This is a genomic window from Citrobacter sp. Cf088, from assembly GCF_030334295.1.
Taxonomy (GTDB): Bacteria; Pseudomonadota; Gammaproteobacteria; order Enterobacterales; family Enterobacteriaceae; genus Citrobacter; species Citrobacter freundii.
The window spans coordinates 1,078,677-1,100,490 of the sequence record NZ_JAOWEE010000053.1; the positions used below are offsets into that span (position 1 = coordinate 1,078,677).

The following is a 21,814-nucleotide window of genomic DNA, read 5'->3' on the forward strand; positions in this document are numbered from 1 at the left end:
ATCTAGCGCCAAAAAACAGTATTTATTATGAAATTCGCAAAATAGAGATGAATCGAACCTCAGACAGATAAAATGCCCTAAAAATAGCCCACAAAGGCTGATAATTCGCTTAAGCGAAGCGGCAAAACATGATTACGTACCTGCCAAAAACAATTGATTAACATTAAATTAACTTATGAAATTCAACTGCTTTATCAGTTTTGGTCACCAAACGCCGAATTTTTCGGCATATCACTAAATGTTATCGATGTTGTTAAGCCAGGTGGCACGATGAGTGAAAAATGACGCAGACACTGACGCAATTTAAATGCAATAATCAGCGACGTTTCTAGTCAATAACAATACCAGTACCTGGTTTGCGCAAGGCGAAGGATTATTTTTATGAAGCTTAAGAACACTCTCCTGGCGTCCGCACTTATTTCTGCGACTGCTTTTTCTGTCAATGCAGCGACAGAATTGACGCCGGAGCAAGCGGCTGCCCTGAAACCCTATGACCGCATTGTGGTCACCGGTCGTTTTAATGCTATCGGTGATGCAGTTGCTGCCGTATCACGCCGTGCAGATAAAGACGGTGCAGCCTCCTTTTATGTTGTTGATACTTCAGATTTTGGCAGCGGCGGTAACTGGCGCGTTGTTGCCGACGTCTATAAAGCTGACGCTGAAAAAGCGGAAGCGTCAAAAAACCGTATCATTAACGGCGTTATGGAATTGCCTAAAGATCAGGCCGTTCTGATTGAACCTTACGATACCGTTACGGTACAGGGTTTCTACCGTAGCCAGCCTGAAGTAAACGATGCAATCACCAAAGCTGCGAGAGAGAAAGGTGCATATTCCTTCTATATCGTGCGCCAGGTCGATGCCAACCAGGGCGGCAACCAGCGTATTACCGCATTCATCTACAAAGCTGATGCGAAAAAACGCGTCGTGCAAAGCCCTGATGCAATCCCAGCAGATTCTGATGCCGGACGCGCCGCATTAGCAGCAGGTGGCGAAGCCGCGAAGAAAGTTGAGATCCCAGGCGTTGCGACTACCGCTTCTCCGAGTGCTGAAGTCGGTCGCTTCTTCGAAACGCAATCCACCAAAGGCGGACGTTACACTGTCACGCTACCGGATGGAACCAAAGTTGAAGAACTGAACAAAGCGACCGCCGCCATGATGGTACCGTTCGACAGCATCAAGTTCACCGGTAACTACGGCAACATGACGGAAGTTTCTTATCAGGTAGCAAAACGCGCTGCGAAAAAAGGCGCGAAGTATTATCACATCACCCGCCAGTGGTCAGAACGTGGTAACAACGTGACGATCAGCGCCGATCTGTATAAGTAATACCCAATGTATTATCAGGTCTACAGTCCTTGTAGACCTGATAATTTCGCGCAGTTCTGCTCCCAGACAAAACAAAAACAGCAGTATTAAGACGACTTTTCACACTATTAGTCACAAATCTCTCTATCCCCATTGCATGCGTTCTCTTCTCTCCGTAAAATCCCGCGCCTTAGTGGCTTTCACCATTTTTATGCGGTTTGCCAAAATAATTATTCTCTCACTCTCGTTTTTGTAACTGGATACAAATGGAAAAGAAATTGGGTCTGAGCGCACTGACCGCGCTGGTTTTAAGCTCAATGCTCGGCGCTGGCGTTTTCAGCCTGCCACAAAACATGGCGGCAGTAGCCAGCCCGGCGGCATTACTGATTGGTTGGGCGATTACCGGTGCGGGTATTCTTTTGCTCGCCTTTGCCATGCTGATCCTGACGCGTATCCGTCCTGAACTGGATGGCGGTATTTTTACCTATGCGCGTGAAGGTTTTGGCGAGCTGATTGGCTTCTGCTCCGCGTGGGGATACTGGCTGTGTGCCGTTATCGCTAACGTTTCGTATCTGGTCATTGTCTTCTCTGCACTCAGCTTCTTTACCGACACGCCTGAGTTACGTCTGTTTGGCGACGGTAATACCTGGCAGTCGATTGTGGGCGCATCGATGCTGCTGTGGATCGTACACTTCCTTGTGCTGCGCGGTGTACAAACGGCAGCCAGTATTAACCTGGTCGCGACGCTGGCGAAATTACTGCCGCTGGGTCTGTTTATCGTGCTGGCGTTCATGCTGTTTAAGCTCGACACCTTTACTCTCGATTTTACCGGCGTAGCATTGGGCGTTCCCGTCTGGGAGCAGGTCAAAAACACCATGCTCATCACCTTGTGGGTATTCATCGGTGTGGAAGGCGCGGTGGTGGTTTCTGCCCGTGCCAGAAACAAACGCGATGTCGGACGCGCCACGCTGCTGGCGGTACTTGCCGCACTGGGCGTTTACCTGCTGGTCACCCTGTTGTCTCTGGGCGTTGTCGCACGTCCCGAACTGGCGGAGATCCGTAACCCATCAATGGCCGGTCTGATGGTTAAAATGATGGGACCATGGGGCGAAATTATTATTGCCGCAGGTCTGATTGTTTCCGTGTGTGGTGCCTATCTAAGCTGGACGATTATGGCGGCGGAAGTGCCGTTCCTCGCCTCCACGCACAAAGCGTTTCCGCGCATTTTTGCGCGACAGAACGCGCAAGGCGCGCCATCGGCGTCGCTATGGCTGACCAACATCTGCGTACAGCTCTGCCTGGTGCTGATCTGGCTTACTGGTTCCGACTACAATACGTTATTGACTATCGCCTCAGAGATGATTCTGGTGCCCTATTTGCTGGTCGGCGCATTTCTGTTAAAAATTGCTACCCGTCCGATTCATAAGGCTGTCGGTATCGGGGCGAGTATTTATGGCATATGGTTATTGTATGCGTCAGGTCCGATGCACCTGCTGCTGTCCGTAGTGCTGTATGCGCCAGGACTGCTGGTTTTTCTTTATGCCCGTAAAACGCACGCGCATGAAAACGTATTAAAACGCCAGGAGATGGCGCTGATCGGCCTGCTGCTTGTTGCTGCTGTGCCGGCTACCTGGATGCTGATGGGGTAACGTTATACCCATCGTTCGCGACATATGGAGATTACGATGGGTAAAAAAAACCCTTTGCCAATTCTTATCACCGGAGGTGGTCGTCGTATCGGCCTCGCCGTCGCATGGCACTTTCTGAACCAAAAACAGCCAGTTATCGTCAGCTACCGTACGCACTATCCTGCTATTGACGGCCTGCGAGAAGCGGGCGCGATTTGTATCCCTGCTGACTTTTCCACGGATAAAGGCGTGCTGGCCTTTGCTGATGAGGTCAAAGCTCAGACGGATGGCTTGCGCGCTATTGTGCATAATGCCAGTGCCTGGCTTGCAGAAAAGCCTGGTACACCGCTGACCGATGTGCTGTCAGCCATGATGCAGATTCATGTCAATACGCCCTACCTGCTCAACCACGCACTGGAAAGATTACTACGCGGTCATGGACACGCGGCCAGCGATATAATCCATTTTACTGATTATGTTGTGGAACGCGGCAGCGACAAGCACATTGCTTATGCTGCCAGCAAAGCGGCGCTGGATAATATGACCCGCTCGTTCGCGCGCAAACTGGCACCGGAAGTGAAAGTGAACGCGATTGCCCCTTCACTTATCCTGTTTAACGAGGGTGATGATGCAGAGTATCGCCAGCAGGCACTGAACAAATCACTGATGAAAACCGCGCCAGGTGAAAAAGAGGTCATTGATTTAATTGACTATCTGTTAACCAGCTGTTTTGTCACCGGACGTAGTTTTGCCCTTGATGGTGGGCGTCATCTGCGTTAGTGCAGTTTGATCCAACAAAAGATCAGCAACCACGCGCTCAGGCCCCAGCACACCACTGATCCGCCGAGCGCAACGGGTAAGCGCATAAATCCGGTGAAATACCACAGTGAAACGAGGTAGACAAAATAGGGAATAATCGACCACATGCTGAATATGATGGTTGTACGTAACGCCTCGATCCCGCGTTCACTGGCCACGATATAGTGGGCAATCAACGCAAACGTCGGGAATAACGGAATTAATCCGGCAATGTAGTAATTCTTTGTTTTCGCCAGCAAGCCAATCAACACCACCACCAGCGCACCGAGCGCCGCTTTTATAACGAGTCCCATCACTCTGCCTTAACACATCAATAACATCAGCCCCTAGCATAACGGAAGCGTTCTTGTTTAGAAAAGATTAATGGAAGGAAAAACCAGGGCGGTGTATGTTGGCGTTTTATATTCAAAAATTAATGATATGAACACCATCGTATTTGTTGAAGATGATCCCGAAGTTGGCTCACTGATTGCAGCCTATTTGGCCCGGCATGATATTGAGGTTATCCTTGAACCTCGTGGTGATTTGGCCGAGGAGAAAATCCTGCACGTTCAACCCGATCTGGTGTTATTAGATATCATGCTGCCGGGCAAAGACGGGATGACTATCTGCCGAGATTTACGCGGACGCTGGCAAGGCCCGATTGTCCTGCTCACCTCGCTGGACAGCGACATGAACCATATCCTGGCACTGGAAATGGGCGCCTGTGACTATATTCTGAAAACCACGCCGCCAGCGGTGCTGCTGGCTCGCCTGCGTCTGCACCTGCGTCAGAATGAACACTCTGCCCAGTCTAAAGGCATTCAATCGGCGACCATCACACCGCACACAACGCTGCGCTTCGGCACACTCACTATCGACCCAACCAACCGCTCCGTGCTGCTCGGCGGCGAGCAAGTTTCTCTTTCCACCGCTGATTTTGAATTACTGTGGGAGTTGGCAACCCATGCCGGGCAGATTATGGACCGCGATGCGTTGCTGAAGAACCTGCGCGGCGTAAGCTATGACGGCATGGATCGCAGCGTAGATGTCGCGATTTCCCGGTTACGCAAAAAACTGCTCGATAACGCGACTGAACCTTATCGAATCAAAACAGTGCGCAACAAAGGTTATCTCTTTGCACCTCACGCCTGGGACGACGAGCCACAGAAGTAATGCCATCGGGCCGATCTCATTGATCGGTTGGATTATTCACAATACGTTACACTGTCACTTAAAATCGTCTACAGAACAAGCATACAAACGCCATCCGACGCCGTTCCACACTTTTTGTGTGGCTGTTACCCTCCCCCCTCCCTATAATCCGTCGCGGTCCTGAACCCGTATGGTTCATCATTTTTTTTCGCACTAACAAAACTCTTTCCGGCATTTCAGGTGCTGAATGAGGCAAGAGGCTACAATATGTTCGTTTCGCTCGCGTATATCGCGTTCTTTTTGGTTTGTTCATGGGCAATTTTCAGAATCAACCAAAAAAGTCACTCTCTTTCAAAAAGCGTCTTCATCGCTATTTTTACGGGTGCCGTTATCGGTTTATCCCTGCATCTCATTGCTGCTGACGAAAGAAAAACAGTTATCGACTGGTACAATGTTATCGGCAACGGCTATGTGAATTTACTGAAGCTGGTTGCGGTACCGCTGATTTTCATCTCTATTCTCTCAGCCATTAATAAGCTCGAAAACAGCGCTGGCATTGGGAAAATGTCGTTAACCATCGTCGGATGCATGCTCTGTCTGGTAATGATTGCCGGTTTTATTGGGCTGTTGACTGCGCATGTATTAGGCCTGGACGCCAGTGCGTTTGTTCATATGCAGTCCACGCTGACGCCAGACGATGTAAATAAAACAGCCGCCATTTCACTGCCTAAACTGGTGACATCTCTGATCCCAACGAATATCTTCCTCGATCTAACAGGGGCCAGAAGCGTTTCCGTCATTGGCATTGTTATTTTCACCCTACTTGCCGGCGTGGCATTATTAAAGGTCAAACAGGACGCCCCGCAAGAAGGTGAAAAATTAAGTGCTGGCATTAACGCTATCCAGATTTGGGTGATGAAAATGGTGCGTATCGTTATTGCTCTCACCCCTTATGGTGTGATGGCATTAATGGCAGGCGTATTTTCCGCGTATCGATTTGAACAATTTGCCAGTCTGTTAGGCTTTATTGCTGCCTGTTACCTTGCGATTCTGATGATGTTTATCGTCCACGCACTGATACTGGTTCTGAGCGGTAATAATCCCGTTCACTATTTTAAAACTGTCTGGCCAGTTTTAACCTTTGCATTTGTTTCACGCAGCAGTGCAGCATCTATTCCACTGGCTATTTCCGCACAAGAAAAATTTGGCGTGCAAAACACCATTGCCAATATTGCGGCTTCATTCGGCTCCAGCATGGGTCAAAATGGCTGTGCCGGGATCTATCCGGCTATTATGGTGGCGATGATTGCTCCAACAATTGGGATTGATCCGCTATCAGTACATTTTTTGCTCGCCATGCTACCTGCGATTGCGCTGGGTTCTATTGGGGTGGCGGGTGTAGGCGGTGGCGGAACATTTGCTGCGCTGATCGTCCTTTCAACACTGAACTTCCCGGTCGCGCTGGTGGGGATTTTCATTGCTATCGAGCCTGTCGTCGATATGGCCAGAACGGCATTAAACGTGAACGGTTCGATGATGTCTGGCGTGCTGGCTAACAGGCTCCTGAAAAAGAGTGCTGAAAAACCACAACCCGTGAACGCGAATTAGTCAGTCCTAAAAAGATCAAAGCCTTCCTGTTGCTGGAAGGCTTTCTTTTGTGTCAACTAAACGTCAGCCCGTCGTATTTTTTCCAACGGTAATTTACGGCAGAGATAATCCAGCAGCCGATAAAGACGCCAATAATCACAAAACCGACATTCCCCATATGGTCACTTAAATTGCTGACGGTATCCCACAAACCACCCTGAAGCGAAAACGCGTCAGAGAGAAGCCCCAGCGCCTCCAGTCCGCCAATAAATAGCGCTACAATCACGGAAGTCCCGGTAATGGTCATATTGTAATAGAGCTTGCGTTGCGGCTTATTGAACGCCCATCCGTAGGCCTCAACCATCAGAATACTGTCGAGACAATCAATTAACGCCATACCGCAGGTAAACAGCGCCGGGAACACGAGAATTGACCAAACCGACATGCCACTGGACGCGCTTGAAGCAGAAATTCCCAGCAAAGAAATTTCAGTGGCGGTATCAAAACCCAGACCAAAAAGAAAACCGACAAAATACATATGCCAGTCTTTGCCTACCAACCGAAACGCTGAGCGGAAAAGCCAGTTCAGAGGACCTGAAACTGTAATGTCTTCCGTGGTGCCATCGTAAGTACCGGTGCGTTTAAGATGGCGGAATGCCTTCCAGACCTGGCAGAAAATAATGAGATTAATGGTAGCCAGAATCAGCAAAAACACGGCAGAAACCGTAGTTCCTATCAGACCTCCGACATTCTGAAACCATGCCATATGTTGCTTAAACACGCTGGTGGTCAGTGCAATGCCAATGCTTGCCAGTACCACAATGGTGGAGTGCCCCAAAGAAAACCAGGCTCCCGTCGTCAGGGCGCGTTTTTTCTGCTGCATGAGTTTACGTGTAGCGCTGTCTATCGCGGCGATATGATCGGCATCGACAGCATGGCGCAAACCGTAGCACCATGCAATCAGACTCAGTGCAAGCAATGACGTGTTGTTGCTAAACGCGGTGAAAGCCCACAGCCATGCCACGATGTTTGCCCCGATGAGTAAGACCATCAACAAAAGAATATTCGGGCGTTTTTTAAATAATGAAAACAATGCGTTCATTGTTTCCCGCCAATTAAATTTGAGCTAAACAACACACCACCACTCACTGATTAATTAATATAACGTTTATCAGGCTAATGATAACTCTTAAGAATTACTAACCCAGTGTCGTAGATCAAAGTTGATTATCACCTGAAGCAAGTTCCGCCATCGCTAGCTCCGCAATACCCAGAGGTACCGTTGCGCTGTCCCCCTCTTGCAGAAACCAGACGGACGACAACCCACACCAGGCAACAATCCACATCAGCAAACGTTGCCGTTCAATTCTTGCGATTTCAGACACAATGTTGACTCGTTGTGTGAATGTTTCCGGCTCAATGGCAACAGGTCTGGTGGGTTCGGCAAGATCAGGGTTAGTAAAAATATTGGCGTAATCAAAGCCACGCTCGCCTAGCAGCCCTTTGGGATCGATAGCCAGCCATCCTCTCGTTCCGAAATCAAGAATATTGCCGTGGTGTAGGTCACCGTGTAATACGACTTCATCATGGGGTGAAGATAGCAGTACATTTGCCACCACTGCACAACGCGTCAGGATACCGCCATGCTTTTTCGCGGCAGGAGCCAGATCGCTAAACCAATGGTGTAGAGGTGTTAACGCTGGCGTAGACGCATTCCGGGAGAAATGGAGTCTACTGGCAGCATGGCAAATAATGCGACAAGCCTGCGCATCGTTACCAGTCCAGGACATGTCCGCTAAAGACCCTGTCCCTGTCGCACGTTCCAGCAGAATCGCCCCTGCTGCATGAGCAAGTACTTTCGCTGCGCCATTTCCGTTCCACCAGACCATGACTTCACAGCCGATCCGTTCACTGTCATCGTCGGTGATTTTAAGTATGGCTTTCTGACCGTCCCTGATGACCACTACAGGCAAAAGCTGTGATGTGTGTGTTTCAACCGGTTCACCATCTGGAGTGAGTCCCCAACGGTTGAGCCAGGTGTTGAACAGGCGATTTTCCAAACAATATCCTCATTTTTCTCTGGAAGATGGTAACCAAATGGATCCGTGTCGGCATTATTCCTGTTTTCTTTTGGTTGAGCTACAACCTCCCATAGCCGTCATCACTGACTTAACGGGTTGAGCACTAACAGGCACATCTTTGTGTATCTGTGTGCCATGCTGACTGTGTTCGGTAAATAAGGAGGACACGATGATCACGTTATGCAAAACCTGTGGAACATCCTATGAGGTAACTGGTGCCCATCCGGAACAGTGCGATATCTGCCAGGATGAACGCCAGTATGTCCCTGCGAGCGGACAGGAATGGGTCGATTTTACCGCCCTGTGTGCATCGCATACAAATAAATGGAAGCAACACGACAGTACTCTCCTCAGCATCCGCACCGTTCCTGATTTTGCAATTGATCAGCGCGCGTTTATTCTGCGTACCTCTGAAGGCAATATTTTATGGGACTGCATTGCCTCGCTCGACGATGCCACAAAAACGCTAATAACGTCCCTTGGCGGGCTTAAGGCTATCGCGATATCGCATCCTCATTACTACACCACCATGCAGGACTGGGCTGCAGAATTTAACGCGCCTATTTACCTTCATGCCAGCGACAGAAGGTGGGTAATGCGCGACAGCCCGTGGATTAGATTCTGGGATGGCGACACCATTGAGTTAACCCGTGACGTCACGGTGATACGTCTCGGAGGACACTTTGCTGGAGGCTGCGTCCTGCACTGGGCGCGTGACGAAGGCGTGGTGCTTTCCGGCGACATCGTCCAGGTTACGCCAGGTGCGCATGCCGTCTCCTTTATGTGGAGCTACCCTAATATGCTACCGTTGCCAGCTGCAACGGTCAGCAACATTACCCAGAGACTGAGTACAGTGAAATTTAAGCAACTTTACGGCGCATTTGCAGGAAAAGATATTACGCAAAATGCCGATGAAATTGTGCGGCGTTCAGGTGAAAAGTATATTTCCTGCCTCAGATAAACCGGCAGTTTATTCACCAACCAGACTCAGGAAGGTAAAAATGGATAGAACTGATAAACCACGCCCATCACAGAAATACTCACTATCACACTGATAATGAAGTAGGTTTTGAAAGGCTGCTTTTGTGTTTTATGGCGAAAGATTTGTTGACCCGCTATCGCGCCACCCCATCCGCCCACAACGCCAAACACCAGCAATGTGGATTCCGGCACTCTACGCCAGTCCTTGCGTGCCGCCATTTTGTCCACGCCGTATAACAGCAACGTCAGTATGTTGGCGAGTAGAAACCATATGACAAGAGGGTGAGCGGTGAAAATGCAGCCGATCGCTGCAAAAATGAGTAGCGAATAACAACAGCGATTGAGATTCATATTTTCAGTCACAGCACTTTTCAGGAAGTTTCGTCACCCATTATACGCAAGGTCAGTCATCCCTGCCATGGGTGAGAATACCCCTTTTATTTTTATGCCTATATCCTCAGAAATAGCGGAAATTCTCTGGTCTGCGGCGTACCTAACAATTCAAACAAGAGAATCATTTTCATTATTCAGAACAAATGGTAATTTATTAAATCCAAATGGAGAAATTGTTCTGGAGTCGTAGGGATGAGAAAATACTCATATCCATATTTGTTTTTTGTCACCGTATTATCTCTCGGCGCAATTTTTCTTTTTTACTGGTGGAAGGTAACGATATACAGAGCGACTTTTCTCTACCCGCTCACATCAAAATACCTCATGCTTATTTCTCTGGCAGTGTCATTTTTAATCACCCTATTTCTGGTAGGTAATGGGATAATGAAAAAAAGTCCTTTCCAAACTTATCTGAAATTATTTGGTAGCATCAGCATTGCCATGGTGCTGTTTTCAGTGATCACAATTATGGCGATAACCTGGTTCATTCCAGGTGTCCCCTCGTCCTATACCGCTCCATACACCTACTCTACAGGAAGTTCTAAAAGCTGTTCGGGGGCTGATGTTGACGATCCGGATCTCGGGACTAACATCAGAATTTGCTATCCCGAAGGTAACTACGAATATAACAACACAATCTATGTTGAGAAACGAAGTAACCTTTTAGGTGCGGTCGTAACATACGCCAGAACAACACCATCCCGATTTTGATTAACTTACCGCGTACAAAGCAATGCGTTATCAAGCGAAAGGTCATTTCGCCCCCGTAGGGGCCATAAGAATGCAGAAAAGAGTTATACAGTGTACTCTGCCTGGATAAACACGCCAGATGGTGATCAGATAACCTTTCTGCTCCCACGCATCGGCGGATACTGCTGTGCCCCTTTTCCCCTGAGGGACACGAGAACTCGCTAACTTATTGAGCGTTCGGTGATTTTTATGAAGAAACTGTTTGTGCAGTTTTACCTCCTGCTGTTTGTCTGCTTTTTGGTGATGACCCTGTTGGTCGGCCTGGTATACAAATTCACCGCAGAACGCGCAGGCAGACAATCGCTCGACGATTTGATGAAAAGCTCGTTGTACCTGATGCGCAGTGAACTACGCGAAATCCCGCCACGCGATTGGGGTAAGACGCTGAAGGAGATGGACTTAAACCTCTCATTTGACCTGCGTGTTGAACCGCTGAATAAGTACACACTGGATGCCCCAACCATGCAGCGTTTGCGCGAAGGCGATATTGTGGCTCTTGACGATCAATACACCTTTATTCAACGCATTCCTCGCAGCCATTATGTGCTGGCAGTCGGCCCGGTTCCTTACCTCTATTTTCTTCATCAAATGCGCCTGCTGGACATCGCGCTGATGGCGTTTATTGCTATCTCACTGGCCTTCCCGGTACTGATCTGGATGCGTCCACACTGGCAAGAAATGCTAAGACTCGAATCCGCCGCACAACGTTTTGGTGAAGGACATCTGAGTGAACGCCTTCATTTTGACAACGGTTCCAGCTTTGAACGCCTGGGCGTAGCGTTTAACCAAATGGCCGACAATATCAATGCGCTGATCGCCAGTAAAAAACAGCTCATCGATGGTATTGCCCATGAGCTTCGTACTCCGCTGGTACGTTTACGTTACCGGCTGGAAATGAGTGATAACCTCACCGGGCAGGAATCTCAGGCGCTTAATCGTGATATCGGCCAACTGGAAGCGTTGATCGAAGAGTTACTGACCTACGCCCGCCTGGATCGCCCGCAAAATGAACTGAAGCTCAGCGTACCTGACCTGCCTGTTTGGTTGACAACCCATCTGGAGGATGTGCAAAGCGTGAATCCTGGCCGTACGGTGCACTTACGTCATCTCGAAACTGGCGACTACGGCGCGTTGGATATGCGCCTGATGGAGCGGGTCCTGGATAATTTGCTGAACAATGCCCTGCGCTATTGCCAGTCTACAGTGCAAGCCAGTCTGCTGCTGAACGGCAATCAAGCCACGCTGGTAGTGGAAGACGACGGTCCCGGTATTGCACCAGACGCTCGCGAACAGGTTTTTGAACCGTTTGTACGCCTTGACCCCAGCCGTGACCGGGCAACCGGGGGTTGTGGGCTTGGGTTAGCCATCGTCCACTCAATTGCTTTGGCTATGGGGGGGACGGTCGTCTGTGATGAAAGTGAACTTGGCGGCGCCCGGTTTACTTTCCGTTGGCCCGTCTGGCATAACATTCCCGAAATCTCAGCTGCCTGACCTTTTCTGCTCGGTGGTCAGGCGGTGGAGGTTGTGCTATAAAAAAGTATGTTGTAACTAAAATGGTAAACCTATGGCCCGTTACGATCTTGTTGACCGCCTGAACGGCACCTTTCGCCAGATGGAACAAGAACTGGCACTTTTGAACGAAAACCTGTTGCAGCAGACGCTGCTGATTGCGCGCGTATTCTCGTTACCGGAAGTGGCTAAAGAGGCAGAGCATGCCCCTCTGCAGAGCATTAATGTTAAGCAGCATTTAGGCAAAGAGGCTGAAGCGCTGGCACTGCTCCATTACCGTCACCTGTTTATTCAGCAGCAGTCCGAAAACCGCAGCAGCAAAGCGGCCGTCCGCCTACCGGGTGTATTGTGCTATCAGGTTGATAACGCGGCGCAATGTACTCTGGAAGAACAAATCCAGCGTATAAACCAGTTGAAAACCACCTTCGAGCGCATTGTTACAGTGGAATCAGGGCTGGCGCCGGCAGCACGTTTCGAATGGGTGCATCGTCATCTGCCAGGGCTGATTACTCTGAATGCCTATCGCACGCTAACCGTAGTCCGCGATCCTGCCACCCTACGATTTGGCTGGGCTAATAAGCACATCATAAAAAACCTGAAACGCGATGAAGTACTGCAGCAACTGGAAAAAAGCCTGACGTCACCGCGCAGCGTACATCCCTGGACACGTGAAGAATGGCAGGCGAAGCTTGAACGCGAATATCAGGATATCGCCACCTTACCGCAGCAGGCCCGCCTGAAGATTAAAAGGCCGGTAAAAGTGCAGCCTATTGCCCGCGTCTGGTACAAAGGAGAGCAAAAACAGGTGCAATATGCCTGCCCGACGCCACTGATTGCTTTGCTTAATAACGACAACGGTATGACCGTACCGGATATCGGCGAGTTACTGAATTACGATGCCGAAAACGTTCAGCATCGTTTTAAACCTCAGGCGCAGCCGTTGAGATTGATTATTCCCCGGCTGCACCTGTACGTTGCGGATTAACTGCCTGGCCGCATGCTGCCAACCATCAGCTCCGGGCGTACCCAGCTGTCGAACTCCGCTTCGGTTAGATATCCCAGCGCCAGAGCGGAGGCTTTTAAGGTCAGCCCTTCTTTATGGGCTTTTTTGGCAATTTCAGCCGCTTTATCGTAACCGATATGGGTATTGAGCGCGGTCACCAGCATTAGCGACTCGTTGAGCAGTTGATCGATTCGTTCACGATTAGGCTCAATCCCCGTCGCGCAATGTTCATTGAAGCTTTCCATACCGTCCGCCAGCAGGCGTACCGACTGCAGGAAGTTGTGGATGACCATCGGTCGGTAAACGTTGAGCTCAAAGTTACCTGACGCCCCGCCCATGTTGATGGCGACATCGTTGCCCATCACCTGGCAGCAAAGCATAGTCAGCGCTTCACACTGGGTTGGATTGACCTTGCCCGGCATGATCGAGCTGCCCGGTTCATTTTCCGGAATTGAAATTTCGCCAATACCACACCGTGGACCGGATGCCAGCCAGCGTACATCGTTGGCGATTTTCATCAGTGACGCTGCCAGTCCTTTTAGCGCGCCGTGAGCATGAACCAGGGCATCGCAGGTGGCGAGCGCTTCAAATTTATTCGGTGCGGTAACGAACGGCGCACAGGTGATGACCCGCAGTTCATCCGCAACCCGGCGGGCGTATTCGGGATGAGTGTTCAGTCCGGTACCTACCGCGGTTCCCCCCAACGCCAGCTCCGCCACGTGCGGTAAGCTGTTTTCAATGTGTCTGAGGTTATGTTCTAGCATTGCTACCCAGCCGGAAATCTCCTGGCCAAGCGTAAGTGGAGTTGCATCTTGCAGATGTGTACGACCAATTTTAACGATATCGGCGAAAGCGTGGGACTTATCACTGAGCGTTTTGGTCAACACATTTAATTGAGGGATCAGTGATTTACGCAGCGCCAGCAGTGCGGCAACGTGCATTGCGGTCGGGAAGACATCGTTCGAGCTTTGGCTTTTATTGACATCATCGTTGGGGTGTACTTTTCGCTCCATCCCCCGCACGCCGCCCAGCAACTCGCTGGCCCGGTTTGCCAACACCTCGTTCATGTTCATATTGCTTTGCGTGCCGGACCCAGTTTGCCAGATGGCCAGCGGGAACTCATCGCGGTGTTTATCTGCCAACACCTCATCTGCAGCCTGCATAATAGCCCTGGCTTTATCCTCCACCAGCAGCCCAAGATCCTGATTAACCTTTGCTGCGGCGCGTTTCGTCAGCGCCAGCGCATGGATCAACGAGACCGGCATTTTCTCCGTAGAGATACGAAAATGTTCCAGTGAACGTTGGGTTTGCGCGCCCCAAAGCTTATCGGCAGGAACATCAATCGCCCCCATTGAATCATTCTCGCGGCGTACCGTTACCATTACCTGCTCCTTACATTAACAGTTGATTAGGTTATGTTTCGACATTGCCCACTTGCGTTGGTCTTATGAGTATTAACGAGGATAAAACTGTCGTTTGGTGGTTCGTGCGGTAAAAAAAACCGCCCCGAAGGGCGGTTGACGTTACTTAACGCAGCGTGCGCACTGCGACGTCTGAATTTGCTGGAAGAAATCATTGCCTTTGTCATCCACCAGGATAAACGCCGGGAAATCTTCCACTTCAATTTTCCAGATGGCTTCCATCCCGAGTTCCGGGTATTCCACGCACTCCAGACTCTTGATACTGCCCTGGGCCAGCACCGCGGCAGGGCCGCCAATACTGCCTAAATAGAAGCCGCCATGTTTATGGCAAGCATCGGTCACCTGCTGGCTACGGTTGCCTTTCGCCAGCATAATCATGCTCCCACCAGCGGCCTGAAGCTGGTCAACATACGAGTCCATACGTCCGGCCGTGGTTGGGCCAAGCGAACCAGAGGCGTAGCCTTCCGGCGTTTTTGCCGGACCGGCGTAATAGATCGGGTGATCTTTAACATACTGCGGCAAACTTTCACCGTTATCCAGACGTTCTTTCAGTTTCGCATGCGCAATATCACGGCCAACAATAATTGTACCGTTGAGTGACAAACGCGTAGAGACCGGATACTGCGACAGCTGGGCCAGGATCTCTTTCATCGGACGATTGAGATCAACGCGCACCGCTTCGCCCTCTCCCGCCTGACGCAACTCTTCTGGAATGTACTTACCTGGATTATGTTCCAGTTTTTCGATCCAGATACCTTCACGGTTGATTTTGGCTTTGATATTACGGTCAGCAGAACAAGAGACGCCCATACCAACCGGACACGACGCGCCGTGACGCGGCAGGCGGATCACGCGGATATCATGCGCGAAGTACTTCCCGCCAAACTGCGCGCCCAGCCCCAAATTCTGCGCTTCAATCAGCAGCTCTTTTTCCAGCTCCACATCACGGAATGCCTGCCCATGCTCGTTACCTTCGGTCGGCAGCTCATCGTAGTATTTAGCCGAAGCCAGTTTTACCGTTTTCAGCGTAGCTTCCGCTGACGTTCCGCCGATCACAAACGCAATGTGATACGGCGGACAAGCCGCAGTACCCAGCGTACGCATCTTCTCAACCAGGTAATTTTTTAATTTGCCCGGCGTGAGCAGCGCTTTGGTTTCCTGGTACAGATAGGTTTTGTTCGCCGAACCGCCACCTTTGGCAATACACAGGAATTTGTATTCATCGCCGTCGACGGTATACAAATCAATCTGTGCTGGCAGGTTGGTGCCGGTGTTCACCTCTTTATACATATCCAGCGCTGCGTTTTGTGAATAGCGCAGGTTGTCTTCGATGTAGGTGTTATAGACGCCTCGAGCCAGCGCCTCCTCATCGCCACCACCGGTCCAGACACGCTGACCTTTTTTACCCACGATAATCGCGGTTCCGGTGTCCTGACAGGTCGGCAAAATGCCTTTTGCCGCGATGTCAGAGTTACGCAGAAATTGCAGGGCCACATACTTGTCGTTTTCGCTGGCCTCCGGGTCGCGCAGAATATCGGCTACCTGCTGTTGATGTGCGGGACGCAGCATAAACGACGCATCATGAAAGGCCTGACGAGCCAGCAGGGTTAAAGCTTGTGGCGCGACTTTAACAATCTCCTGCCCTTCAAATTCGGCAACAGAGACATAGTCGCTGGTCAGCAGATAGTATTCGGTATCATCCTTTTTGAGGGGGAAAGGATGCTGATAATGAAAGGGTTTGTTTGACATTGTGCTCTCACTTACTGCTCGGTCTGGTTATTCTCTGGGCAGATGTTCCGTTGCCCTGCTTCCCTGCCGCAGATCCGGTTGTAGAAGGAAGGGCTGTCTGCAACCGGAATCACTCAGGGTATTAAAAGCGAGTCTCCATATCCTACACATTTTTTTAACAAAAACTGAGACAAGTACGACTTTTTACATGTGCAGGTTACTTCCCTCAGGGTTTCTTGGTTTAATAGCCGTAGAAAATTCCACATTGAAACAGGGCTTGATAATGCAAAAACTCATCAACTCAGTGCAAAACTACGCCTGGGGAAGTAAAACGGCGTTAACGGAACTCTATGGCATTGCCAACCCCACTCAGCAACCGATGGCTGAGCTGTGGATGGGTGCGCATCCGAAAAGCAGTTCGAAGGTTCTGGGCGCTGACGGACAGACGGTTGCTCTGCGCGACGTTATCGAGCACGATAAATCCGCACTGCTGGGCGATGCCGTTGCGCAGCGTTTTGGTGAGCTGCCCTTCCTGTTTAAAGTGCTCTGCGCTGCACAACCGCTTTCGATTCAGGTTCATCCTAACAAGCACAACTCTGAAATTGGATTTGCCAAAGAAAACGCCGCAGGGATCCCGATGGATGCGGCTGAGCGCAACTACAAAGATCCTAACCACAAACCGGAACTGGTTTTTGCTTTGACGCCTTTCCTGGCGATGAACGCATTCCGCGAGTTCTCTGACATTGTTGCATTGTTACAACCCGTCTCCGCCGCACATCCGGCTATTGCGCATTTCCTGGAAGAGCCGAGTGCAGAACGTCTGAGCTATCTTTTCGCCAGCTTGCTGAATATGCAGGATGAGGAGAAATCCCATGCGTTGGCGATCCTGAAATCAGCGCTGAACAGCCAGCAGGGTGAACCCTGGCAAACCATCCGTCTGATCGCCGACGTCTACCCGAACGACAGTGGGCTCTTCTCCCCGCTGCTGCTCAATGTGGTGAAACTCAATCCAGGCGAAGCTATGTTCTTATTTGCCGAAACCCCGCACGCTTACCTGCAAGGTGTGGCGCTTGAGGTGATGGCTAACTCGGACAACGTGCTGCGTGCCGGACTGACGCCAAAATATATTGATATCCCCGAACTGGTCGCCAACGTGCAGTTTGTCGCCAAGCCAGCAAACCAGTTACTGACCACGCCGGTTAAGTCTGATGGCGAACTGGATTTCCCGATCCCGGTTGACGATTTTGCGTTCTCCCTGCATGAGCTTACTACCAGTGGCGCAGATATCAGCCAGCAAAGTGCGGCCATTTTGTTCTGCATCGAAGGTGAAGCTGTACTGAGCAAAGGCGAGCAACGTCTGGTTCTGCGACCGGGTGAATCGGCCTTTATTGGCGCGAATGAATCGCCGGTTAACATCAGTGGCGCAGGTCGTTTAGCCCGGGTTTATAACAAGCTTTAGCAAGATACTGATATTTTTAACAACTCTTGCTAAGCTGTAGTGAGTTAAAGACATGTCACTCCTCCAGGCGTCTTAAAACGCCTGGTTTTATTTTATGGATATCGAAATGAAAAAATCGCTGGTAGCTGCGGGTGTGGTGGTTGCGCTGGGTATCGTCTGGACGGGCGGTGCCTGGTACACAGGTAAGAAACTTGAAACGCATCTCGCCGAGATGGTGACGCAGGCAAACGATCAGTTAAAACGTTTCTCCCCTGAGGCGGGTATTGAACTGAGTTATCAAAACTACCAGCGCGGGGTGTTCAATAGCCAACTGCAATTGGTGGTGAAACCAATAGCCGGGCAGGCAGATTCCTGGCTGAAACCGGGGCAAAGTATTGTGCTGGATGAAACGGTGGATCACGGTCCCTTCCCACTGGCCCAACTGAAGTCACTGAATCTGGTTCCGGCTATGGCCTCCGTGAAAACGACGCTGGTGAATAACGACGTTACCAAACCGCTGTTTGATATTGCCAAGGGTGAGTCGCCATTTGTCATTAACTCCCGTATCAGCTACAGCGGCGATACCCGTTCCGATCTTTCCCTTAAACCACTGAACTACGAGAAAGGCGACGAAAAAGTAGCCTTCAGCGGCGGGGAATTCCAGTTTACAGCAGACAAAGAAGGTAACGCTGTCTCGCTGACAGGCAATGCACAAAGCGGCGTGGTCAATGCGGTCAACGAGTATGACCAGAAAGTACAAATGACTTTCAATAATCTGAAAACTGAGGGTTCCAGCAGTATTGCCAGCTTTGGTGAGCGCATCGGCGACCAGAAATTGTCACTCGAAAAACTATCGATCTCGGTCGAGGGTAAAGAGTTGGCGGTTCTTGAAGGCATGGGTATCGATGGCAAATCCGATCTGGTTAACGACGGTAAAACTGTCAACAGCCAGCTGGATTACACGCTGAACAGCCTTAAATTGCAGGGCCAGGATATGGGTAGCGGTAAGCTGACGCTGAAAGTTGCCCAGATTGACGGTGAAGCCCTGCATCAGTTCAGTCAGCAGTATAGCGCCCAAACCAAGGCGCTGATGGCGCAGATCGATGTGGTACAAAATCCTGAGCTTTATCAGCAAAAAGTCACCGAAGCTTTCTTCAATGCGCTGCCGATACTGATGAAAGGCGAGCCGGTTATCACCATTGCCCCGCTGAGCTGGAAAAATGCGAAAGGTGAAACCGCATTTAATCTGTCACTGCTGCTAAAAGATCCGACAACAAATACTGAGGAACCACAAACGCTGGCTCAGGAAGTGGATCGTTCGGTCAAATCACTGGATGCCAAGCTGACGATTCCGGTCGATATGGCGACTGAGTTCATGACGCAGATCGCCAAAATTGAAGGCTATCAGCAGGAGCAAGCGGCCGATCTTGCGAAGCAACAGGTGAATGGCCTGGCGGCAATGGGTCAGATGTTCCGTATTACAACGATGCAGGACAACGTCATCGGCTCCAGCCTGCAATACGCAAACGGACAGGTTACGTTAAACGGACAAAAAATGCCGCTGGATGAGTTTGTTGGCATGTTCGGTATGCCTTCTCTCGGCGAACCGGATGCCCCGGCTATCCCGCAACAGTAAATACGCGTGACAACAGGCCCGATAACCGTGTGTTTATCGGGCCTTTTTTATTTGGCCACCACCAGACGGGCGGAAAGCGTCAGGTTACGCGAATGACCATCATCGTGCCCAATGCGCTGCAGCATGCGCTCAGCAAGGGTATATCCCATTTCACGCGCAGGCGTACAGGCCCAAATAATGGGGATATCGTCCAGTGCATTTTCCGCTACATCGGCAAATCCCGCTAAGGAGATCTGCTGTTCGAAATAGCGATCTACGCCAATTTCACCACTCTGACGCCCTGCTCTCATCAGGCCAAACCAGGCGCCAACGGCAATGGTTTCGTTGTAGCATACCACTGCGCTGATCGTTGGGTTACGACGTAACAGCGCGGTTACCTCCTCTGCGGCCTGCTTCTGGCTGGATGAACACTCCAGCACCCAGTCGCTATGAAACGGTAAACCATACTTTAGCAACGTCGTACAATAGCCGCCGACACGCTCTGCGCGAGTCAATGAGGAACTCTGCCCCCCCAACCACGCGATTCGCTGATGCCCGTGGCGGATAAGATGTTCAACCAGCAATTGCGAAGCCTGCATGTTGTCAGGTCTGACGGTGTCGACATCATCCAGGTAGCTTGCCCGAGACGCAAACACCACCGGTATCCCCTTATCGGCGGCCAGTTGTTGTAGGTCGTCGCTACTGCCGGCAGCCCCGGCGATCACCACACCATCAACCCCTTGATTTAGCAACATAGCGAAACGCTGCGCGAGCTGTTCGCCATCTTTGCCACCATGTAATAAAAAGACCATGCGCCCCTGCGTTTCTAATGCTTCCGTCAGACCCGCCGTCAACTCGGCGTAAAACGGCGTAGAAAGATCGCGCACAATCAAACCAATTACCCCGCTCTGCCCGCCACGCAGCGCCGATGCCTGGCGATTACGCACAAATCCGAGTTGCTCAATAGCGGCATTCACGCGTTCGCCTGTCGCGGATGAAATACGACCTTTTCCACTAAGCACCAATGAGACAGTACTGACCGAAACGCCCGCGGCCAGCGCAACATCATGGATGGTTATTTTTTTGGCTATAGCCATAAAAACGGAAAACTCCCTGATAACGTGACGGATAAAACGTTTTATCAATCACTTATATTTATACGCCCTATTATCGTTCGATAATGTGATTTATACCGCACTAAAATTAGGTAAAACGTTTTATCTTCTCGCCATCATTAGTCAGCTAGCTTTTACGAGGAGTCGTTTGATGACGACGAGAACCACACCAAAAATAACGTTATGGGAATTTTTCCAGCAGTTGGGCAAAACCTTTATGCTCCCCGTAGCGCTACTTTCATTTTGCGGGATCATGTTGGGGATCGGCAGCTCGTTAAGCAGCCATGATGTCTTAACACTGATCCCGGCATTGGGTAATCCGGTACTGCAGGCCATCTTTACCTGGATGAGCAAAGTAGGCTCATTTGCGTTTAGTTTCTTACCGGTGATGTTCTGTATTGCCATACCTCTCGGCCTTGCTCGCGAGAACAAAGGTGTAGCGGCATTTGCCGGTTTTGTTGGTTATGCGGTCATGAACCTTGCCGTCAACTTCTGGTTAACCGCGAAAGGTATCTTACCTACCACGGATGCCGCGATCCTGAAGGCCAACAACGTGCAGAATATCCTGGGGATCCAGTCGATCGATACTGGGATCCTCGGTGCTGTTATTGCCGGGATCATCGTCTGGATGCTGCATGAACGTTTCCACAACATTCGTCTGCCGGATGCGCTGGCTTTCTTCGGCGGCACCCGCTTTGTGCCTATCATCTCCTCGGTGGTGATGGGGCTGGTCGGGCTGGTTATTCCCCTGATCTGGCCGGTTTTCGCCATGGGCATTACCGGGCTCGGCCACATCATCAACAGCGCGGGAGAATTTGGCCCAATGCTGTTTGGTACCGGTGAACGTCTGCTGCTGCCGTTTGGTCTGCATCATATTCTGGTGGCGCTCATTCGCTTCACCGAGGCTGGCGGCACGCAAGAAGTCTGCGGTCACAGCGTGAGCGGCGCACTGACTATTTTCCAGGCCCAACTGAGCTGCCCGACAACACAAGGTTTCTCTGAAAGCGCAACCCGCTTCCTGTCGCAGGGCAAAATGCCTGCGTTCCTCGGTGGTTTACCGGGGGCAGCGCTCGCTATGTACCACTGTGCTCGCCCTGAAAATCGTCATAAAATTAAAGGGTTATTAATTTCCGGTCTTATTGCCTGTGTGATCGGCGGTACCACCGAGCCCCTTGAGTTCTTATTCCTGTTCGTTGCCCCAGTTCTGTATGTGATCCACGCCCTGCTGACCGGTCTTGGCTTCACTGTGATGGCAGTGCTTGGCGTCACCATCGGTAACACTAAAGTAAAATACACCTCATTAAGAA

The 21,814-nt window shown here is 50.5% G+C and carries 18 protein-coding genes and 1 pseudogene; 12 read left to right on the forward strand and 7 right to left on the reverse strand.

Features of this window, described 5'->3' with window-relative positions; translation table 11 throughout:
- Positions 1–381: 381 nt before the first annotated feature.
- The 3 genes from ydgH to folM all read left to right on the forward strand — a co-directional run bounded on the left by ydgH (position 382) and on the right by folM (position 3,713).
- Positions 382–1,326, forward strand: coding sequence for a DUF1471 family protein YdgH (ydgH, locus tag OGV71_RS18055; RefSeq protein WP_003028946.1), 945 nt, complete (start codon positions 382–384; stop codon positions 1,324–1,326).
- Positions 1,327–1,571: 245 nt separating this feature from the next.
- A complete protein-coding gene (locus OGV71_RS18060; protein WP_003843569.1) occupies positions 1,572–2,954 on the forward strand; it encodes an amino acid permease in 1,383 nt (460 codons plus the stop codon).
- 36 nt (positions 2,955–2,990) lie between these two features.
- A complete protein-coding gene (gene folM, locus OGV71_RS18065; RefSeq protein WP_086551183.1) occupies positions 2,991–3,713 on the forward strand; it encodes a dihydromonapterin reductase in 723 nt (240 codons plus the stop codon).
- Here the strand turns inward: folM and OGV71_RS18070 are convergent.
- Positions 3,710–4,045, reverse strand: a complete 336-nt coding sequence (locus OGV71_RS18070) for a GlpM family protein (RefSeq protein ID WP_003028950.1) — start codon at positions 4,043–4,045, stop codon at positions 3,710–3,712. The genes folM and OGV71_RS18070 overlap by 4 nt on opposite strands.
- 127 nt (positions 4,046–4,172) lie before the next feature.
- On the opposite strand from OGV71_RS18070, the gene rstA reads away from it, so the two are divergent.
- Together rstA and OGV71_RS18080 are read left to right on the forward strand one after the other, a co-directional pair.
- Positions 4,173–4,907, forward strand: coding sequence for a two-component system response regulator RstA (rstA, locus tag OGV71_RS18075; RefSeq protein WP_003028952.1), 735 nt, complete (start codon positions 4,173–4,175; stop codon positions 4,905–4,907).
- A 246-nt stretch (positions 4,908–5,153) separates the two neighbouring features.
- The gene (locus tag OGV71_RS18080) at positions 5,154–6,494 is read left to right on the forward strand and encodes an L-cystine transporter (RefSeq protein ID WP_071667562.1); all 1,341 of its coding nucleotides are present in this window, start codon (positions 5,154–5,156) and stop codon (positions 6,492–6,494) included.
- A 52-nt stretch (positions 6,495–6,546) separates the two neighbouring features.
- Here the strand turns inward: OGV71_RS18080 and OGV71_RS18085 are convergent, their stop codons facing one another.
- On the reverse strand, positions 6,547–7,575 hold the full coding sequence (locus OGV71_RS18085; RefSeq protein ID WP_003843565.1) for a HoxN/HupN/NixA family nickel/cobalt transporter: 1,029 nt from the start codon (positions 7,573–7,575) through the stop codon (positions 6,547–6,549).
- A 115-nt stretch (positions 7,576–7,690) separates the two neighbouring features.
- Positions 7,691–8,533, reverse strand: a complete 843-nt coding sequence (locus tag OGV71_RS18090) for an aminoglycoside phosphotransferase family protein (RefSeq protein WP_204583573.1) — start codon at positions 8,531–8,533, stop codon at positions 7,691–7,693.
- A gap of 190 nt (positions 8,534–8,723) precedes the next feature.
- Between OGV71_RS18090 and OGV71_RS18095 the strand changes: the two genes are divergently transcribed.
- Positions 8,724–9,515 carry an MBL fold metallo-hydrolase gene (locus OGV71_RS18095; RefSeq protein WP_003028958.1) on the forward strand — a complete coding sequence of 264 codons (792 nt, stop codon included), beginning with the start codon at positions 8,724–8,726 and terminating at the stop codon, positions 9,513–9,515.
- Between the two features lie 26 nt (positions 9,516–9,541).
- Here OGV71_RS18095 and OGV71_RS18100 read toward each other — a convergent pair whose 3' ends face one another.
- Positions 9,542–9,886, reverse strand: a complete 345-nt coding sequence (locus OGV71_RS18100) for a DUF1294 domain-containing protein (RefSeq protein WP_003028959.1) — start codon at positions 9,884–9,886, stop codon at positions 9,542–9,544.
- Between the two features lie 234 nt (positions 9,887–10,120).
- Between OGV71_RS18100 and OGV71_RS18105 the strand changes: the two genes are divergently transcribed.
- The 3 genes from OGV71_RS18105 to tus all read left to right on the forward strand — a co-directional run bounded on the left by OGV71_RS18105 (position 10,121) and on the right by tus (position 13,172).
- Positions 10,121–10,639 carry a membrane protein gene (locus OGV71_RS18105; protein ID WP_003028960.1) on the forward strand — a complete coding sequence of 173 codons (519 nt, stop codon included), beginning with the start codon at positions 10,121–10,123 and terminating at the stop codon, positions 10,637–10,639.
- A 228-nt stretch (positions 10,640–10,867) separates the two neighbouring features.
- Positions 10,868–12,169, forward strand: coding sequence for a two-component system sensor histidine kinase RstB (gene rstB / locus OGV71_RS18110; protein WP_003028962.1), 1,302 nt, complete (start codon positions 10,868–10,870; stop codon positions 12,167–12,169).
- Between the two features lie 73 nt (positions 12,170–12,242).
- Positions 12,243–13,172: a DNA replication terminus site-binding protein gene (gene tus / locus OGV71_RS18115; RefSeq protein WP_204583575.1), complete on the forward strand. Its 930-nt coding sequence runs from the start codon at positions 12,243–12,245 to the stop codon at positions 13,170–13,172.
- On the opposite strand, the gene fumC is transcribed toward tus, so the two are convergent.
- Together fumC and fumB are read right to left on the reverse strand one after the other, a co-directional pair.
- A complete protein-coding gene (gene fumC, locus OGV71_RS18120; RefSeq protein WP_071685531.1) occupies positions 13,169–14,572 on the reverse strand; it encodes a class II fumarate hydratase in 1,404 nt (467 codons plus the stop codon). The two genes, tus and fumC, sit on opposite strands and share 4 nt — an antisense overlap.
- Before the next feature lie 141 nt (positions 14,573–14,713).
- A complete protein-coding gene (gene fumB, locus OGV71_RS18125; protein WP_003028969.1) occupies positions 14,714–16,360 on the reverse strand; it encodes a class I fumarate hydratase in 1,647 nt (548 codons plus the stop codon).
- A 262-nt stretch (positions 16,361–16,622) separates the two neighbouring features.
- Between fumB and manA the strand changes: the two genes are divergently transcribed.
- Together manA and OGV71_RS18135 are read left to right on the forward strand one after the other, a co-directional pair.
- Complete coding sequence (gene manA / locus OGV71_RS18130; protein WP_071697162.1) at positions 16,623–17,798, forward strand: mannose-6-phosphate isomerase; 1,176 nt, start codon at positions 16,623–16,625, stop codon at positions 17,796–17,798.
- 106 nt (positions 17,799–17,904) lie between these two features.
- Positions 17,905–19,413 carry a YdgA family protein gene (locus OGV71_RS18135; protein ID WP_087878858.1) on the forward strand — a complete coding sequence of 503 codons (1,509 nt, stop codon included), beginning with the start codon at positions 17,905–17,907 and terminating at the stop codon, positions 19,411–19,413.
- Positions 19,414–19,460: 47 nt separating this feature from the next.
- Here the strand turns inward: OGV71_RS18135 and OGV71_RS18140 are convergent, their stop codons facing one another.
- Complete coding sequence (locus OGV71_RS18140) at positions 19,461–20,489, reverse strand: Mal regulon transcriptional regulator MalI (protein ID WP_003843556.1); 1,029 nt, start codon at positions 20,487–20,489, stop codon at positions 19,461–19,463.
- A gap of 169 nt (positions 20,490–20,658) precedes the next feature.
- On the opposite strand from OGV71_RS18140, the pseudogene malX reads away from it, so the two are divergent.
- Positions 20,659–21,789, forward strand: a pseudogene (gene malX, locus OGV71_RS18145) (PTS maltose transporter subunit IICB); the annotation flags it as partial.
- Between the last annotated feature and the right edge of the window lie 25 nt (positions 21,790–21,814).

Coding starts and splice junctions, on each gene's coding strand:
- ydgH (WP_003028946.1), top strand. CDS start 382: ATGAAGCTTAAGAACACTCTCCTGGCGTCCGCACTTATTTCTGCGACT.
- OGV71_RS18060 (WP_003843569.1), top strand. CDS start 1,572: ATGGAAAAGAAATTGGGTCTGAGCGCACTGACCGCGCTGGTTTTAAGC.
- folM (WP_086551183.1), top strand. CDS start 2,991: ATGGGTAAAAAAAACCCTTTGCCAATTCTTATCACCGGAGGTGGTCGT.
- OGV71_RS18070 (WP_003028950.1), bottom strand. CDS start 4,045: ATGGGACTCGTTATAAAAGCGGCGCTCGGTGCGCTGGTGGTGGTGTTG.
- rstA (WP_003028952.1), top strand. CDS start 4,173: ATGAACACCATCGTATTTGTTGAAGATGATCCCGAAGTTGGCTCACTG.
- OGV71_RS18080 (WP_071667562.1), top strand. CDS start 5,154: ATGTTCGTTTCGCTCGCGTATATCGCGTTCTTTTTGGTTTGTTCATGG.
- OGV71_RS18085 (WP_003843565.1), bottom strand. CDS start 7,575: ATGAACGCATTGTTTTCATTATTTAAAAAACGCCCGAATATTCTTTTG.
- OGV71_RS18095 (WP_003028958.1), top strand. CDS start 8,724: ATGATCACGTTATGCAAAACCTGTGGAACATCCTATGAGGTAACTGGT.
- OGV71_RS18100 (WP_003028959.1), bottom strand. CDS start 9,886: ATGAATCTCAATCGCTGTTGTTATTCGCTACTCATTTTTGCAGCGATC.
- OGV71_RS18105 (WP_003028960.1), top strand. CDS start 10,121: ATGAGAAAATACTCATATCCATATTTGTTTTTTGTCACCGTATTATCT.
- rstB (WP_003028962.1), top strand. CDS start 10,868: ATGAAGAAACTGTTTGTGCAGTTTTACCTCCTGCTGTTTGTCTGCTTT.
- tus (WP_204583575.1), top strand. CDS start 12,243: ATGGCCCGTTACGATCTTGTTGACCGCCTGAACGGCACCTTTCGCCAG.
- fumC (WP_071685531.1), bottom strand. CDS start 14,572: ATGGTAACGGTACGCCGCGAGAATGATTCAATGGGGGCGATTGATGTT.
- fumB (WP_003028969.1), bottom strand. CDS start 16,360: ATGTCAAACAAACCCTTTCATTATCAGCATCCTTTCCCCCTCAAAAAG.
- manA (WP_071697162.1), top strand. CDS start 16,623: ATGCAAAAACTCATCAACTCAGTGCAAAACTACGCCTGGGGAAGTAAA.
- OGV71_RS18135 (WP_087878858.1), top strand. CDS start 17,905: ATGAAAAAATCGCTGGTAGCTGCGGGTGTGGTGGTTGCGCTGGGTATC.
- OGV71_RS18140 (WP_003843556.1), bottom strand. CDS start 20,489: ATGGCTATAGCCAAAAAAATAACCATCCATGATGTTGCGCTGGCCGCG.